This window comes from Sphingomonas paucimobilis NBRC 13935 (assembly GCF_000739895.2).
Taxonomy (GTDB): domain Bacteria; phylum Pseudomonadota; class Alphaproteobacteria; order Sphingomonadales; family Sphingomonadaceae; genus Sphingomonas; species Sphingomonas paucimobilis.
Map to the genome: position 1 here is coordinate 207468 of NZ_BBJS01000043.1, position 14487 is coordinate 221954.

General features: G+C 64.8%; 15 protein-coding genes. 9 read left to right on the top strand and 6 right to left on the bottom strand.

Annotated features, from left to right (window positions below):
• Positions 1-30: 30 nt before the first annotated feature.
• A complete protein-coding gene (locus SP6_RS13895) occupies positions 31-1320 on the top strand; it encodes a glycoside hydrolase family 130 protein (protein WP_125974926.1) in 1290 nt (429 codons plus the stop codon).
• 167 nt (positions 1321-1487) lie between these two features.
• Here SP6_RS13895 and SP6_RS21020 read toward each other — a convergent pair whose 3' ends face one another.
• Positions 1488-1943 carry a hypothetical protein gene (locus SP6_RS21020; RefSeq protein ID WP_037569498.1) on the bottom strand — a complete coding sequence of 152 codons (456 nt, stop codon included), beginning with the start codon at positions 1941-1943 and terminating at the stop codon, positions 1488-1490.
• Between the two features lie 125 nt (positions 1944-2068).
• Between SP6_RS21020 and SP6_RS13905 the strand changes: the two genes are divergently transcribed.
• From SP6_RS13905 to trxC, 6 genes are all read left to right on the top strand, one after another.
• Complete coding sequence (locus tag SP6_RS13905; RefSeq protein ID WP_082052520.1) at positions 2069-2866, top strand: class I mannose-6-phosphate isomerase; 798 nt, start codon at positions 2069-2071, stop codon at positions 2864-2866.
• A gap of 113 nt (positions 2867-2979) precedes the next feature.
• Positions 2980-3588, top strand: a complete 609-nt coding sequence (locus tag SP6_RS21025; RefSeq protein ID WP_167541261.1) for a glycine zipper 2TM domain-containing protein — start codon at positions 2980-2982, stop codon at positions 3586-3588.
• Between the two features lie 69 nt (positions 3589-3657).
• On the top strand, positions 3658-4320 hold the full coding sequence (locus tag SP6_RS13910) for a 6-phosphogluconolactonase (RefSeq protein WP_209092444.1): 663 nt from the start codon (positions 3658-3660) through the stop codon (positions 4318-4320).
• Positions 4321-4568: 248 nt separating this feature from the next.
• Complete coding sequence (locus SP6_RS13915; RefSeq protein WP_233419832.1) at positions 4569-6068, top strand: Do family serine endopeptidase; 1500 nt, start codon at positions 4569-4571, stop codon at positions 6066-6068.
• 193 nt (positions 6069-6261) lie between these two features.
• Positions 6262-8871, top strand: a complete 2610-nt coding sequence (gene clpB / locus SP6_RS13920; protein ID WP_007406254.1) for an ATP-dependent chaperone ClpB — start codon at positions 6262-6264, stop codon at positions 8869-8871.
• 61 nt (positions 8872-8932) lie between these two features.
• Positions 8933-9370 (top strand): thioredoxin TrxC, encoded by a 438-nt coding sequence (gene trxC / locus SP6_RS13925; RefSeq protein ID WP_007406248.1) that lies wholly within the window; start codon positions 8933-8935, stop codon positions 9368-9370.
• Positions 9371-9447: 77 nt separating this feature from the next.
• Here trxC and SP6_RS13930 read toward each other — a convergent pair whose 3' ends face one another.
• Complete coding sequence (locus tag SP6_RS13930; RefSeq protein ID WP_050794211.1) at positions 9448-9963, bottom strand: NADH dehydrogenase ubiquinone Fe-S protein 4; 516 nt, start codon at positions 9961-9963, stop codon at positions 9448-9450.
• 53 nt (positions 9964-10016) lie between these two features.
• Entirely contained in the window at positions 10017-10493 is a 477-nt protein-coding gene (locus SP6_RS13935) for an Hsp20 family protein (RefSeq protein ID WP_007406230.1), read from the bottom strand.
• A gap of 281 nt (positions 10494-10774) precedes the next feature.
• Here SP6_RS13935 and SP6_RS13940 point away from each other — a divergent pair, with 281 nt between their 5' ends.
• The gene (locus SP6_RS13940; RefSeq protein WP_007406240.1) at positions 10775-11413 is read left to right on the top strand and encodes a hypothetical protein; all 639 of its coding nucleotides are present in this window, start codon (positions 10775-10777) and stop codon (positions 11411-11413) included.
• Between the two features lie 277 nt (positions 11414-11690).
• Here SP6_RS13940 and SP6_RS13945 read toward each other — a convergent pair whose 3' ends face one another.
• A complete protein-coding gene (locus SP6_RS13945; RefSeq protein ID WP_007406284.1) occupies positions 11691-11972 on the bottom strand; it encodes a glutaredoxin family protein in 282 nt (93 codons plus the stop codon).
• On the bottom strand, positions 11972-12718 hold the full coding sequence (locus SP6_RS13950; protein WP_007406291.1) for a redoxin domain-containing protein: 747 nt from the start codon (positions 12716-12718) through the stop codon (positions 11972-11974). The genes SP6_RS13945 and SP6_RS13950 overlap by 1 nt, the downstream gene beginning before the upstream one ends.
• 406 nt (positions 12719-13124) lie before the next feature.
• On the opposite strand from SP6_RS13950, the gene SP6_RS13955 reads away from it, so the two are divergent.
• Positions 13125-13448: a hypothetical protein gene (locus SP6_RS13955; protein ID WP_231727515.1), complete on the top strand. Its 324-nt coding sequence runs from the start codon at positions 13125-13127 to the stop codon at positions 13446-13448.
• A 116-nt stretch (positions 13449-13564) separates the two neighbouring features.
• On the opposite strand, the gene SP6_RS13960 is transcribed toward SP6_RS13955, so the two are convergent.
• Positions 13565-14227 carry a BON domain-containing protein gene (locus SP6_RS13960; protein WP_007406294.1) on the bottom strand — a complete coding sequence of 221 codons (663 nt, stop codon included), beginning with the start codon at positions 14225-14227 and terminating at the stop codon, positions 13565-13567.
• Positions 14228-14487 lie beyond the last annotated feature (260 nt).

Consider the following 14487-nt stretch of genomic DNA (forward strand, 5'->3'; position numbering starts at 1 on the left):
CCGGTCGGCAACGAGGGGAAACATAAGTAGATGAGTGCGGACGTTCCGATCCTGCGAAGTCCGCACTTCATCAAACCCGACCATCGAAGAACGGTTATACGAACGTTCATGCCCGGCGACTCGCCGAATGCCTTGGAGCAGGGTCAGACCCGGGCCGAGCGCATCGTCGGGCGGATCCTCGGCCTGTCTGAGGATGAATTGGCGGACGAGTACGCACGGCTGCTGAGTGTTCTTTGCGGCCGCCACCGCGACGTGGAGAAGGTCTTTCTCCAGCGCTACGAGAACGCCAGAGAACTGCTCCGCGGGGGCTTCTCGGCGAGTGGCGCTCGCGCAAAGCTGATCGGCGCCTATTTCAGCGAAGAATATGCCTACCAGTCGGCTGCTCTGTTCAACCCGAGCATCGTCAGGCATCCGGATCAGTCGGGTTGTCCGCCAGGCGCGCTGCGGTTCATCCTCTCGCTGCGGGCGATCGGCGAAGGGCATCTTTCGTCCATCGCCTTCAGAACGGGCACCTGGCAGCCAGGGAGAGACATCGTCCTAGATGCGGCGAGCCCGCTGGCGGCCACGCCCCTAATCGAATATCCCCAAAACGATGATGGTGCGGTGCGTCTTCATTGCGAAGACAGTCACAACCTGTCGGAGACAGTCCTCTTCCCGATCCTCGAGCGGCAGCGCGGCGGCATTGAGGATCTTCGGCTCACCAGCCTCGAACTGGAGGACGGGTCGACACTGTTTGCAGGGACCTACACGGCGGTCGGGGGACGAGGAATCGCCCAGGAGCTGCTCACCACCCGAAACTTCATCGACTTCAAGATGCACCGGCTCGAGGGACCGATCGCCGCCTCGAAGGGAATGGCGCTGTTTCCCCGCCTGATCGAGGGCCGTTACGCGATGCTCGGCCGGCACGACAATGAGAATATTTGGCTTCTGCTGTCCGAGAACCTGCATCACTGGGACGGGGGCATCAGGATCGTAAACCCGCAATGGACATGGGAATTCACACAGCTCGGCAACTGTGGATCGCCGATCGAAACTGCCGATGGTTGGCTCGTCTTCACGCATGGCGTTGGAGCGATGCGGGAATATTGCATCGGTGCGTGCCTTCTCGATCGATCCGATCCCAGCCATGTGATCGCCCGCACACGCCGGCCGCTGCTGCGCCCGTCCCCGGAGGAGCGATACGGCTACGTCCCGAACGTCGTTTATAGCTGCGGCGCGCTGCTGAGCGGGAACGACATATTGCTCCCATATGGCGTCGCAGACAGCTTCACTGCCTTTTCGACCTTGACCGTTGATGCTCTGTTGGCCGCGATGGATTAGGCGGTAACGCACGGGGAACGTAACGGGGTCGCAGCAATCCGACTGACATGGGTCAGCCAGCCGGACGGCTTCACTGCTTACAAAGCACTTCGTCTATCGGCGCCGCCGACGCGCGATCTCGTGGAGCTGCCTGCGTGCCGCACACCTTGCCCCATTGCCTGCTCCGGTCAGTACTTCTGATTGCGCTTCCGCTTAGCGGTGCTGGCGCGCTTGCGCAGGACGGGAAGCCTCAGCAGCCGGTCGGCGAGGTGTTGGACCGCGCGGGCAAGATTGTCGTGCAGCCCGCCCACGATGTGGGTGTCGCCAGGACCGAGATTCCGCCGGTGCTCCTCAAGGCCGCAGAGGATCCATATAGCGTGGAGAAGCTTGGAACCTGCCGCGAGCTCACAGAGGCGATCAAGGAACTGAGCAACGTCCTGGGCCCTGATTTTACCACTGCGCGCCAAAGACGAGAAAATCGGGCCGGGAGAATAGCCGAAGCCGGCGGCAGGTCCGTGGTCAATGCCTTGATCCCCTTCCGCGGAATCGTCCGGGAGATAACAGGCGCCGCTCCCGCGCAGCGGCGCCTGAATGCCGCAATCGACGCGGGCTACGCGCGGCGTGGCTTCCTCAGAGGGCTCCATTACGCCCGCCACTGCCGCTCGAACTTCTAGAAGGGGAGGGGAACGCCTTGCCGGTCTTCCGCTTGGTGACAAAAACGGTCAGAAAGCCCTGGGGCCGGCGGTCGCTTGGACCTGGGTGCGATGACGTGAGTGCGGGCGAGGAGCCCATCGGCGAAATCTGGTTCGAGGTTCCGCGCGGGAGCGGGCTTGGTGAACCAGAGCTGCTGGTCAAGCACTTGTTCACAAGCGAGCGGCTCTCTGTCCAGGTTCATCCTGATGACACCACCGCGAAGGCGCATGGGCTTCCCCGGGGCAAGAGCGAAGCCTGGCATATCCTCGAGGCAGAGCCAGGGGCGAGCATTGCCATGGGATTGCGCGAGCCGATTGCAAAAGACCGGCTGCGGGCCGCAGCGAAGGACGGCTCGATCGTGGCGCTGCTCGATTGGAAGCCGGTAAGAGCGGGTGACTTCTGGTACGCGCCGGCAGGCACGATCCACGCCATAGGCGCAGGGCTCAGCCTGATCGAGATTCAGCAGAATGTGGACGTCACCTATCGGCTCTATGACTATGGTAGCAATCGCGAGCTCCATCTGGACGAGGCGGTGGAGGCTGCCCGCCCGGCGCCCTACGAGGCTCCATTCGCCCCATTCGAGTTGGCGCGGGGCAGGCGGGTGCTTGCCGCCGGAGGGCCGTTCGTGGTGGAACGCTGGGCCGACGCTTTCACTGGCATTCTGGCGCCGCGGCGAGGCGAGCCGGTCTGGTTGATACCCCTCCGGGGCGAAGCGGTCGTGGGATCGGAGCCGATTGAGCCCGGCGGCGTGTGGATCGTCGCTGGCGATGCCGGCGTCAACTTCACCGGCTCGTGCGATCTTCTCGTCGCCTATTCGGGCCGAGCGGTGCACGAGGCGCTCATCAGCAGATCTCGGAATGAGCGGCAGTCCTGAAGTCGCTCCCGATCGAACCGAAAGCGCCTTCGTGATCTGAGCTAGATCAGTGCCGGACGGAGGTGTTGCGCATAGCGAAGCCGATGATCCCGCCTCGGTGGGCTTCTCCAAGGATGGGCCTTGAAATGCCTGCTAGTCCGGTTCGCTGCGCCACAATCCTGACATTGCTTCTCGCATGCGGGAATCCCGCGAGTGCGCAGACTTCCACCGCTTCGTCTTCAAGCCCAACCGAAGGCCGCAGCGAGCAGTACAACGTACCGCCGCCGCCTGGCTACAAGCCGTCTCCTGGCCGGTTCGTGCAGTCGGACCGCGAGCGCGAGGAGGACGATCGCTACAGCCGCGAAGCCGAACGGTGGGCGGCAGAAAACTGTATTGCGGACCGCCGAAGCAACGTCGCTGCAGGCGCGGTGATCGGCGGGCTGATTGGAGCGCTTGCTGGTTCAGGGCTCGCCGGTCGCTACGATAGAGCCCCGGCCACCGTCCTTGGCGCGGGTGCAGGCGCGGTCGCGGGCAGCGCCATCGCGAGGAACGCCAGCCCCGACTGTCCGCCCGGGTTCGTGGTCAAGGCAGCGCCCGAGCCCTTCTATCCGCCACCCGTCTATCCGCACGTCTATGTGGCGCCGCCGTGGTATGATCCCTGGGTATGGTACGGGGGCCACTGGATCTACAGGCCCTATCCCTATCACCGATACTGGTACAAGCGCCACTGGCGACGCCGCTAAGTGCCGGAGGAGCCGGAAGTCCTTGGTGTGCCTGAGCCGCTATGGCATGGGTTTGCCACTCCGGAGCATTTGGCCGAGAGCCTGGTCCGAGAGGTGTCGGGCATCATCACCGATCGTCTAGATACGGAAGGCGCCGCCTTCGTCGCCTTTCCAGGTGGCCGGTCGCCTGTGCGCGCGTTCGAATTCCTTGCACCGCGCGCGAGCGGGTGGCGTGGAGTCACGATCATCCCCACCGACGACCGCCTCGTGCCGCCACGCGACCGACTGTCCAACTATGGTCTGCTGGAGAGATATTTCGCGGCGGGGCAAGCACAGCTCATCCCTCTCGCAAGACCACCGTTCGATGATCCTGCCGCGGCGGCAGACGCAGCCGAGCTGAGGCTTTCGGACCTGGCTTGGCCGCTGGATCTGGTCTGGCTAGGGTTCGGCCTGGATGGGCATGTTGCCTCGCTCCTCCCCGGACCCGACCTTTCCGTCGCGATGCGTTATCCTGACTGGAGGCGCGTCGCGGGCGTCAGGCCCGTGCCGCTTCCGGCCGAGGCGCCGGTGCCAAGGGTGACGTTGACCCTGAGTGCCATTCTCTCGGCAAAGCGACTGCTGATTTCCGGCTGCGGCCGGGACAAGTTGGAAGTCGTCAAACGGGCCTTGGATGAGGGTGCGGAGTCGCAGATGCCGCTCGGCATCGTCTTAGCTAAAGCGAAGTGCCAGCCCGATCTGTTCTGGAGCCGATAGCGTCGGACTTTGCCAGTGGATCAGGCTCGCTTCGCGACGTCACTCATGCGGGACCGGCTCAGCAAGCTCTTTGCGAAGAAGCATCGCAGCGAATGCTGGGTGTCGTGGAGAAGATGCTGGGGACGCCCTTTCCATAGCACTGACAAAGATCAGCGTTTCGCCGAGCCGGCAGGCTTAGCTTGCCCAGGTCTTTGGTGCTCGATCGGCTCGCCGGAAGGCTGATCGAGCTGATCGACAGGAGATCCTGGATGCGGAGGTTCGTTTTCGTTCCAGCGTTGTTGCTAGCGGTCGCCTGCGACACGCGTAGTCACGCCCAGACGGCACCACTGAATGCGGACGGTTCCGGTCGTCTGGAGTCGGCGCGCGGCGCCCCCCCGAGCTTTGCCGATCTTGCGGCCCGTCTCTCCCCGGCTGTCGTGAACATCTCGACGACGTCGCGTGTCAGGGCGCGGAGAATGCCCGACTTTCCAGGCGGCCTTCCGTTCGGCGGCCTGTTTCCCTTTCCGGAGCTGGGCCGGCCGCCCGCTCCCCGTAACGCGACGTCGCTCGGATCCGGATTCCTCATTTCGGCAGATGGCTACGTCGTCACGAACAACCACGTCGTGGCGGGTCGCGGCGCGGGCGTGCAGGTTCAAGCGATCAAGGTCACGCTGACCGGCGGGCAGGAATATCCCGCTCGCGTGGTCGGGCGTGACGAAGCCTCCGACCTCGCTGTCCTGAAAATCGAGGCCAACAACTTGCCCTTTGTGCGCTTTGGTGACCCGCCGGGCGCGCGCACCGGCGACTGGGTCCTGGCAATCGGGAATCCCTATGGCCTCGGCGGCACGGTGACGGCCGGAATCGTGTCCGCCCTTCATCGCGACCTCCGGTCGGGGCCATATGACAGCTTCATCCAGACCGATGCCTCGATCAACTCCGGCAATTCAGGCGGCCCGCTCTTCGACATGCAGGGCAATGTGATCGGGATCAACACCGCGATCATTTCTCCCACCGGGGGCAATGTCGGGCTCGGCTTCGCGATCCCGGCGGAGATCGCAAAGCCGGTCGTCGATACGTTGAGAGCAGGTGGTCGCGTCCGCCGTGGCTATCTCGGCCTCCTGCTGCAGCCTGTCACCGAGGATGTCGCTGCCGCGCTGGGCTTGCAGAAGGACCGCGGCGAAATCGTCGCGGAAGTGCAGCCGAACCTGCCGGCGGCGCGTGCGGGCTTGCGGCAGGGCGATGTCATCTTGCGCGTGAATGGGAGCGAGATCACGCCGGAGAACTCGGTAGCAAGGCTCGTCGCAGCCGCTCCCGTCGGCTCGCGGGTAACGCTCGAGGTGCTTCGCGAAGGTGCCCAGAAAACGCTGACGGCGGTGGTTGCCGAACGGCCGCCAGAAGCGAGCCTCAACGGCGAGGACGAAGAATTCGACCTTGACGACGATGGCGAGGGTAAGGCGAGCGTCTCCGCCGGGCTGGGCCTTTCCGTCCGTCCGCTCACGCCCGCGCTTGCGAGCGAACTGCGGGTCGATCCTGGAACCCAAGGTCTCGTCATCGTGCAGGTCGATCCTTCCAGCGACGCCGCGGCGAAAGGGCTGAGCGAGGGCGACATCATCCTGTCGATCAACCAGCAGGCTGTACGGACCGCACAGGAGGCGGTGAGCTTGATCGCCGCAGCGAGGAAGGCGGGACGCAAGCAGGTGCTTCTGTTGGTGAAGCGCGAGTCGGTGCCACCGCGGTTCGTCGGCATCGAGCTCTCCGGGAAGCCCTGAGAGATGGCGAGGAGAGGAGGACTGGCGCGCGGCACTTCTCCTCGCCTTGCGTGTTGGACGAGGCGGCTGATGCTTGCTCCGATCGCAATCGGACGCGACCTGCCGATCGATGCGCCGACGGAAAGTCCGCGCGCGAGGCCTCCGCTCGCTCCGCACTTCCGCCGGCTCTGTTTGTCGAACAGGAGGAATCGGAATGAACCTTGAGAAGTACACGGACCGCGCGAAGGGCTTTCTCCAGTCCGCGCAGACTGTCGCAATCCGGCTCAATCATCAGCGCATCACGCCGGAGCATATCCTCAAAGCCCTGCTCGAGGACGAGCAGGGCATGGCAGCCGGCCTGATCCGCGCCGCCGGCGGCAATCCGGACCTGGCGACCAGCGAGGTCGACGCTGCGCTGGCCAAGCTGCCCTCGGTCACCGGAAGCGGGGCGTCCCAGCCTCCCGGGCTCGACAACGATGCCGTCCGCCTCCTCGATCAAGCCGAGCAGATCGCCCAGAAGGCCGGGGACAGCTATGTGACCGTCGAGCGGTTGCTGCTGGCGCTCACCCTTGCGGCAGGCGCGGCGGCTGGCAAGGCGCTGGCGCGAGCGGGCGTGAAGGCGGAGGCGCTGAACGAAGCGATCAACCAGCTCCGCGGCGGGCGCGCCGCCGACACGGCAAGCGCCGAGGACCGCTACGATGCGCTGAAGAAATTCGCCCGCGACCTCACCCAGGCCGCCAGGGACGGGAAGCTCGATCCGGTCATCGGCCGGGATGAGGAGATCCGACGCACGGTTCAGATCCTGGCGCGTCGGACCAAGAACAACCCCGTGCTCATCGGCGATCCCGGCGTGGGCAAGACCGCGATCGTGGAAGGGTTGGCGCTCCGCATCGCCAATGGCGACGTTCCCGACACGCTCAAGGATCGCAAGCTGATGGCGCTCGACATGGGGGCGCTCATCGCCGGTGCGAAGTATCGCGGCGAGTTCGAGGAGCGACTCAAGGGCGTGCTCGACGAAGTGAAGGGGGCCGAGGGCGACATCATCCTCTTCATAGACGAGATGCACACGCTGATCGGCGCGGGTAAGACGGAAGGTGCGATGGACGCGGGCAACCTGCTGAAGCCCGCGCTTGCCCGCGGTGAGCTGCACTGCATCGGCGCGACCACGCTCGACGAATACCGCAAATATGTCGAGAAGGACGCGGCGCTCCAGCGCCGGTTCCAGCCCGTGTTCGTCGGCGAGCCAACGGTGGAGGACACGATCTCCATCCTCCGGGGTCTCAAGGAGAAATACGAGCTGCACCACGGCGTGCGGATCACGGATGGGGCGATCGTCGCGGCGGCGACGCTTTCCAACCGCTACATCACCGACCGGTTCCTGCCCGACAAGGCGATCGACCTTATGGATGAGGCGGCAAGCCGGATCCGCATGGAGGTCGAATCGAAACCGGAAGAGATCGAGACGCTCGACCGGCGCATCATCCAGCTGAAGATCGAGCGGGAAGCGCTCAGGAAGGAGTCGGATGCCGCATCCAAGGATCGCCTGACCCACCTCGAGCATGATCTCGCGCAGCTCGAGCAGCAGTCGGCGGAACTTACACAGCGCTGGCAGGCGGAGCGGGAGAAGATCCAGGCCGAGGCCAAGCTCAAGGAGCAGCTCGACCAGGCTCGCCTCGAGCTCGACCAGGCACAGCGACGCGGCGACCTCGGCCGCGCTGGCGAGCTGAGCTATGGCGTCATACCGGGTCTGGAGAAGCAGCTGGCCGACGCCCAAACAGCGAGCCAGGGCGCGATGCTGCGCGAGGAGGTGACCGCCCAGGACATCGCAGCGGTCGTCTCGCGCTGGACGGGCATCCCGGTGGACAAAATGCTCGAAGGCGAGCGCGAAAAGCTCCTCCATATGGAGGAGGCGCTCGGCAGGCGGGTCATCGGCCAGCGGCAGGCGGTCACGGCGGTCAGCCGCGCGATCCGCCGTGCCCGCGCGGGCCTGCAGGATCCGGACCGGCCGATGGGCTCGTTCCTGTTCCTCGGCCCGACCGGCGTCGGCAAGACCGAGCTAACCAAGGCGCTCGCCGGCTTCCTGTTCGATGACGACAGCGCGATGGTCCGCATCGACATGTCGGAGTTCATGGAGAAACACTCGGTCGCGCGGCTGATCGGCGCCCCGCCGGGCTATGTCGGCTATGAGGAAGGCGGCGTGCTGACCGAGGCGGTGCGGCGGCGGCCCTACCAGGTGATCCTCTTCGACGAGGTGGAAAAGGCGCACAACGACGTCTTCAACGTGCTCCTGCAGGTGCTCGACGATGGCCGGCTGACGGACGGACAGGGCCGCACGGTCGATTTCAAGAATACGCTGATCATCCTCACGTCCAATCTCGGCAGCCAGTATCTTTCGAACCTGGCGGAAGGGGAGACGGTCGAGAGCGTCGAGCCGCAGGTGATGGAGGTGGTGCGCGCGCATTTCCGGCCGGAATTCCTCAACCGGCTCGACGAGATCATCCTGTTCCACCGCCTCGGCCAGGCCGACATGGGTCCCATCGTCGACATTCAGGTCGCGCGCGTCCAGAACCTCCTCAAGGACCGCAAGATCACGCTCGACCTCACGGATCGCGCGCGTGCGTGGCTCGGCCGCGTGGGGTATGACCCGGTCTATGGCGCCCGTCCGCTGAAGCGCGCGATCCAGCGATATCTTCAGGACCCCCTGGCGGACCTCCTCCTGCGGGGCGAGGTGCCGGATGGCTCGACCGTCACCATCGATGAAGGCGACAGCGAGCTGACATTCTCAACCCAGGTATCAAGGCCTGCCGAGGCGCAGGCTGCTTGAAAGGGCCCGTCGCGGCGGCGACCCGCTGCCGCGATGACCTGCAGCGAACGAGGATTCATCGATGGCCGAAAAGCGTCGGGTCGTCTGCCCCCATTGCGATGCCACCAACGCGGTGCCGGCCGACCGTGAGCCGCTCGTCGCAAAATGCGGGCGTTGTCATCAGAAGCTGTTCGAGGGCGCCCCTGCCGCTCTCGACGCTGCGCGAGCGCGCAAGCATATCCGCAATTCGGACCTGCCGGTGATCGTCGACTTCTGGGCGGCCTGGTGCGGCCCGTGCCGGGCGATGGCGCCGATCTTCGAACAGGCGGCGCGCTCGCTCGAACCGAAGGCGCGCTTCATCAAGGTCGATGTGGACGCAAACCCCGACATCGCGTCCGAGTACGGCGTCCAGGGGATTCCTGCGTTGCTCGCCTTCAAGAATGGCAATGTCGTCGCGCGCCAGGCTGGCGTCACTGATCTAGGCACGCTGAGAGGGTGGGCCGAGCGGTTCAGCACCTAAGTTCCAGTGCGGTGCCTCGGTGCGCATCGGGCGCGGCGGTGCCGAGCGTCCTCCCAGGACGCCGCGCCGATACAATGTCAGGAGCGGTCCTGCGCCAAGGTGGCGTCGGGCCACCCCGCGATCGGCGCGTCGTCGAGCTGGAAGCGCTGCTTATTGACCGGCGCGGTATGAGCGCGCGGAGGCTCATGCACGTCGTAGGGCAAGTTCAGTCGCTCGCAATATCGCTCTGCCGCCTCGCGAGTAGGAAAGCGAAGGTCGACCTGAACCAGAGGATCGTCACCACCGGTCCACCCCATCAGCCAATCTACAAACGGCTTCTTCCTTTGCGGGAAACTGAGCCTCCACTGCCCCTTCCGCGCCCGCCCGCCCTGGTTCGTCGCCGTTGGGAGCGGCTCGAGGACGGCCCGCGCGTCCTCCGGAAGCGCGCTCAGGTAGCGGAGCCACGAGCGGTCATCCTGCGAGTTGCGGCCGGACCTGACCTCTTCACGGATGATCAGCGGTCCTGGGCGCAGTCGACGGCGCGAAACGCGGGCAAGCCTCGCCCTGAACCGGGCAGACGCTGCCGCGCGGGCCTTCGCGAGTCGCGCAATCATAAAACGTCTCCTTCCAAGTGCGCGCCACCGGCTTGTCGATGGCGCGCAATCTCTTAAGCCTGGGCCTGGGTTTGGTCCTTCTCGGTCGTGGATGCCGGCTGGGCGGTGGTGGAGATGTCGAGTTTGCGTGGCTTCATCGCCTCGGGCACCTCACGCTTCAGCGTGATGGTCAGAAGCCCGTTCTCCAGTGCGGCCGACTGCACGATGACGAAGTCGGCGAGCGGGAAACGACGCTCGAAGGAGCGTGTGGAGATGCCTTGATGCAGGTACGTGGCCTGGGGTTCTCCCCCAGCCTTGCTTCCGCTGACGGTGAGCATGTTCTGCTGCGCCACCACTTCCAGTTCGTCCGGTCGGAAGCCGGGAACTGCGACCGAAATACGATAGGTGCCGTCTGCGCGCCTTTCGATGTCGAACGGCGGGTAGGGCTCGGCCGCATCGGGCGCGGCATTGTTCATCAGGTCGAGAAGCCGGTCGAAGCCGACGGTAGAGCGCCGATAGGGCGCCAGATCTAGATAATTCGCTGCTCTCATCTCCAAATCCTCCTCGTGAGCAATTTGGACATCTGAGGCGTCGGAGAGAGAGCCGACGCCCTCTTGTCCTGCCGGGCCCGCAGAGGCACCCGACACAATTTAGCTAGTACTGGTGAAGTCGTGTTCAAGACGGCGTGAAGCCGCTTGGGTGACTTTTTTGGCTCTCGGGCCCGAGCGCAAAGAACGCGGGAGCAGTGCGGAGCAACGGCTGATTTACATCAGGGCGTTTCGAGCGGAGACCGGGGAGACGTGGAGTATTTCGGTCATCATTGGAGCGCAGCGTGCCGCAAGAGTCGGAGCAGAGCATTGTCCAAATCGTCCGGGCTCGGGAAGTCGTCGGCACCGTGCACAATCTCGAACTGCTCGAGAGCATGGTCGTCGCACTCAGCGCCGCGGGCTTCGACAAGAGCGATATCGACCTGATGGCCAGCCGCGAGGCGGTCCTGGAGAAGCTGCCGGCGATCTATGCTGATCCCATCTACCTGGCCGAGATACCTGAGCTGCCACGGCGCGAGCTCGTAACGCGCGATGAAGGGACGACGGTCACGGGCCTGGTGTTCGGGACGTTGATCTCGCTTGCCGCGCTCGGGGCAGCTTTGCCGGTCGTCGCATCGGGCGGCGCACTCGCAGCGGTGCTTGCCGCCACAGCCGCCGGTGGCGCGGCCGGAGCGGGAATTGCGAAGGTCGTCCGCAGCGCAATTCTTGGGGGCGTTGGCGCGGAAGATTTGGAACGCGACTTGCGTGGGGGAGGATTGGTCGTCTTCGTTCGCGCGCGCGATGCCGCCGCGGAGGAAAAGGCTCAGCAGATCATGCGGAAGTCAGGAGCTCTCAACGTGCACGTGCACGAAATCGAGCTGAAGAAGACGCTGGACGAGTTGCCCCTTGCCACTATCCAACCCGATCCGTGGCTCGCCACTTGATCCGCACGGGCCTGGCGGCCCGGCGCGCCCGAGAAATCAGAACGGGCCCCGATCTAACCCTAGCCGGTTCGGTCGTACCTCGGGCGTTTCGAGGTACCATTCGTGTGGCGGCCGCGGCATCATGCTCAGCCGCCCATGAAATACGGGCGCGCCGTAGATTTGTTGGTGGGGAAGGGCACCGGACAGCGTGACGGGCGGAGTGATAGCATCACGCTGCCCGGTGCGACGGCTCGCCGGCCGGGGGGGCGAGTGGCCAGTGCGAGCCGTATTCCTAAAGCTAACGGTATCCGGCGCGGGCCAGCGCCCATTCGAGTTCGCGCATCGAGGGCTGCACGAGAACCTGTCCCCCGAGCTTGATCGTCGGACTGGCTAGCCTGCCTCCGGCCAGCCATTCGAGCTCCGACCGCACTTCCGGATGGGCTTCCCAGTCGACGAAGCGATACGGGATCCCGGCTCGATCGAGATACCGCCGAACCATCATGGTGATGCCGCACCAACGGCTTCCATAGATGACGATCGGAGCGGCAGCCGAGCCGCGTGCTCGATACGCGGACGCCATTATTCGCGTCCCTCAGTTGCTGGCGTTCCAACAATCTCGTCGAGCTTGGCGAAGAGCTCATAGATGTCGGGAACATGCTGGAGCTTCGGCGAGACGTGGGCGTAACGGATGACGCCCTCTCCATCGATGATGTAGAGCGCGCGCTCGGAAAAGCCATCAGCGTCGCGCCATACGTTATAGCGGCGCGCGACTTCTCCTTTGGGATTGAAATCCGCGAGGAGAGGCATCGAGAGTCCGCGGGCGGCGGCCCAGGCGCCGTGGCTGTAAAGGCTATCTACGGAAATCCCGACGATCTCCACGTCGCGCTTCTCGAACTCGCTCCATTCCTGCTGATAAAGGTCCAACTGCTTGCTGCAGCCCGGGCTCCAGTCGAGCGGATAGAAGACGAGGACGATTGCCCGTCCCGCATAGGATGAGAGGGTGACTTCCCGGCCGTTAGCGTCCAGCAGGGCGAACTCTGGCGCCTTCGCTCCCACGCTGAGAGGAGAATTGATCGCATCTCCCTCCATCGCGGGCGCATGCTCGTGGAGGCTTTTCAGATCATCCAGAGTCGCGCCGGCCGGTGCCTCGAAGGCAGGGCGGGCCGAGCCGGCGGAGCGCCACAATTCCTGGATCATGCCGTGGAGCAGCGATAGAGCCTGCTTTTCCGGGCCGTCCGGAAGCTTGGGCGCCAGCGCCGCGAAGTCGGTGCTGAGCTGTTCCAGTCGACTTGGCTGGGGGTCCAGTGTGCCTGCGTTTCTATCCAAGTTGAGGGCTCCTTGCTGCCAACGTGGTCCGTCTTCGCGAGGAATGGCGCGACGAACCGCTCTGATGTCGCCGACTCAACCTAGCCCGGTCGCCCGGTGGCGGGCTGAGATAGATCAGAGCCCGGATCGCCCTTGCGACTAACCCAAGATCGCCGCTCGACGTGGCTCGGCTGCAGGAGGTCGGTGACCCTCGTCGAGCGCGGGGACCATGGACCAAGGGGCGACGATCAAACGCATAGAGCAAGAGGTTGAGATGGAGATGAAGGGAATCAGGGCTGCTCTCGTGCCCGCGCTGCTTCTGGGCATAGCCGGGTGCACCACGACAGGGTCCGGCGTCGGCGTTTCGAGGGCCGGGTCGACGACAGCGACGTTCGTGTGGAAATCGAGCGGTGCCCGATCGGGCACGATGACCGCAAACCTGAGCACGGGCGCCACCTATGCAGGCCCGTTCTTCCAGATCACGAGCGAGACAACCATCGAAGAACTCGGCCCGCTATGGACCGGGTGGGGCAACCGGTGGAGGTGGCGCGGCTGGGCCTATTGGGGTCCCACCCAAAGCACGCTCACCCATTATAGCGGGAGAGTCCTGGCCAACCTCGGCGGGCCGGACGGGCAGATGCGGTGCCATTTCCGGCTGATGCGGCCCGGCGCAGGCATGGCTGGCGGCGGTCAAGGTCGCTGCCAGTTGCCAAGCGGGACGATCATCGACGCGACCTTCCCCCCGACCTGACGGGCCCTCGCTCAAATCCGTCGGCAAGGTTGCGCCGGTCGGCGATCGGTTCGTGCAGGTCGATGCTGCGCAGCCGGCGAAGGCGGGGATAGCCAAAGCCATCCCCGCCGATTGCATCAGGGCAGGATCCTGATCTGATTGTCGACACTCGACACGCCGGGCGCAGACCAGGCCGACCGCTCGGCTTCCTGGCGCTCCGCCCAGGTCCTCACGGTGCCCTTGAGCGTGATCTTGCTGCCGTCGACCTCGACCTGGACGCGCTGCGCGTCAACCTGCGCGCTGCGCACGAGCGCATCCTCGATCTTCTTCTTGACGTCGCCAGGGTTCACCCTGGGCTGGACCGTGATCGTGTTGGTAACGCCCTTCACGCCGGCGATCGATCGGACGGCGCGTTCTGCCCATTCCTTCTGGAAGTTCCATTCCACGTGGCCCTCGAGCGTGAGCCAGCCGCTCTTGACGACGATCTTGATCTTGTCGGCGCTGCTGGGCAGCTCGCGTTTCAGCGACTTGACCGCCTCCTCGGCAATCTCGGGATCGAGGCGCTCGGTCGAGAGCTTGACCTGAATGTCGTTGGCGACGGCCTTCACCCCCGAAACCCGCTTCGCCGCCTTCTCGGCATAATAGGAGTCCATGTAGCTCTTGGTGACGCCGCTCAGCGTCACGATGCCGTCCTTCACGGCGACCGCGATCGTGTCTTCATGCTGGATCGACGGATCGTATTGGATCTCGCTCTCCACGTCCTTCTTGATCGTGGCGTCAGTGCGGAAAAGTGAAACCATCTCGGATCCTCCTGTCTGCTACGGGCATCTAAGCCCCAGTTGGTACTCCGCCGCGGTTCACCTATTCTGCGAGTCGAGCGCGCGCGCTGACCCACGTCAGCCGAAATCGGGGACATCGAAGGGTAGGCGTTCCCCGAGCAGCGACATTGGCGTGCACGTCTGATCTGGGTCAGTTTGCCGCGCGCTTCGCCGGCTAAAGTTGGCGCGACCTCAGGAGCCGCGCACGTGGCCGAGGATGGCATAGGAGCTGCGACCGCATC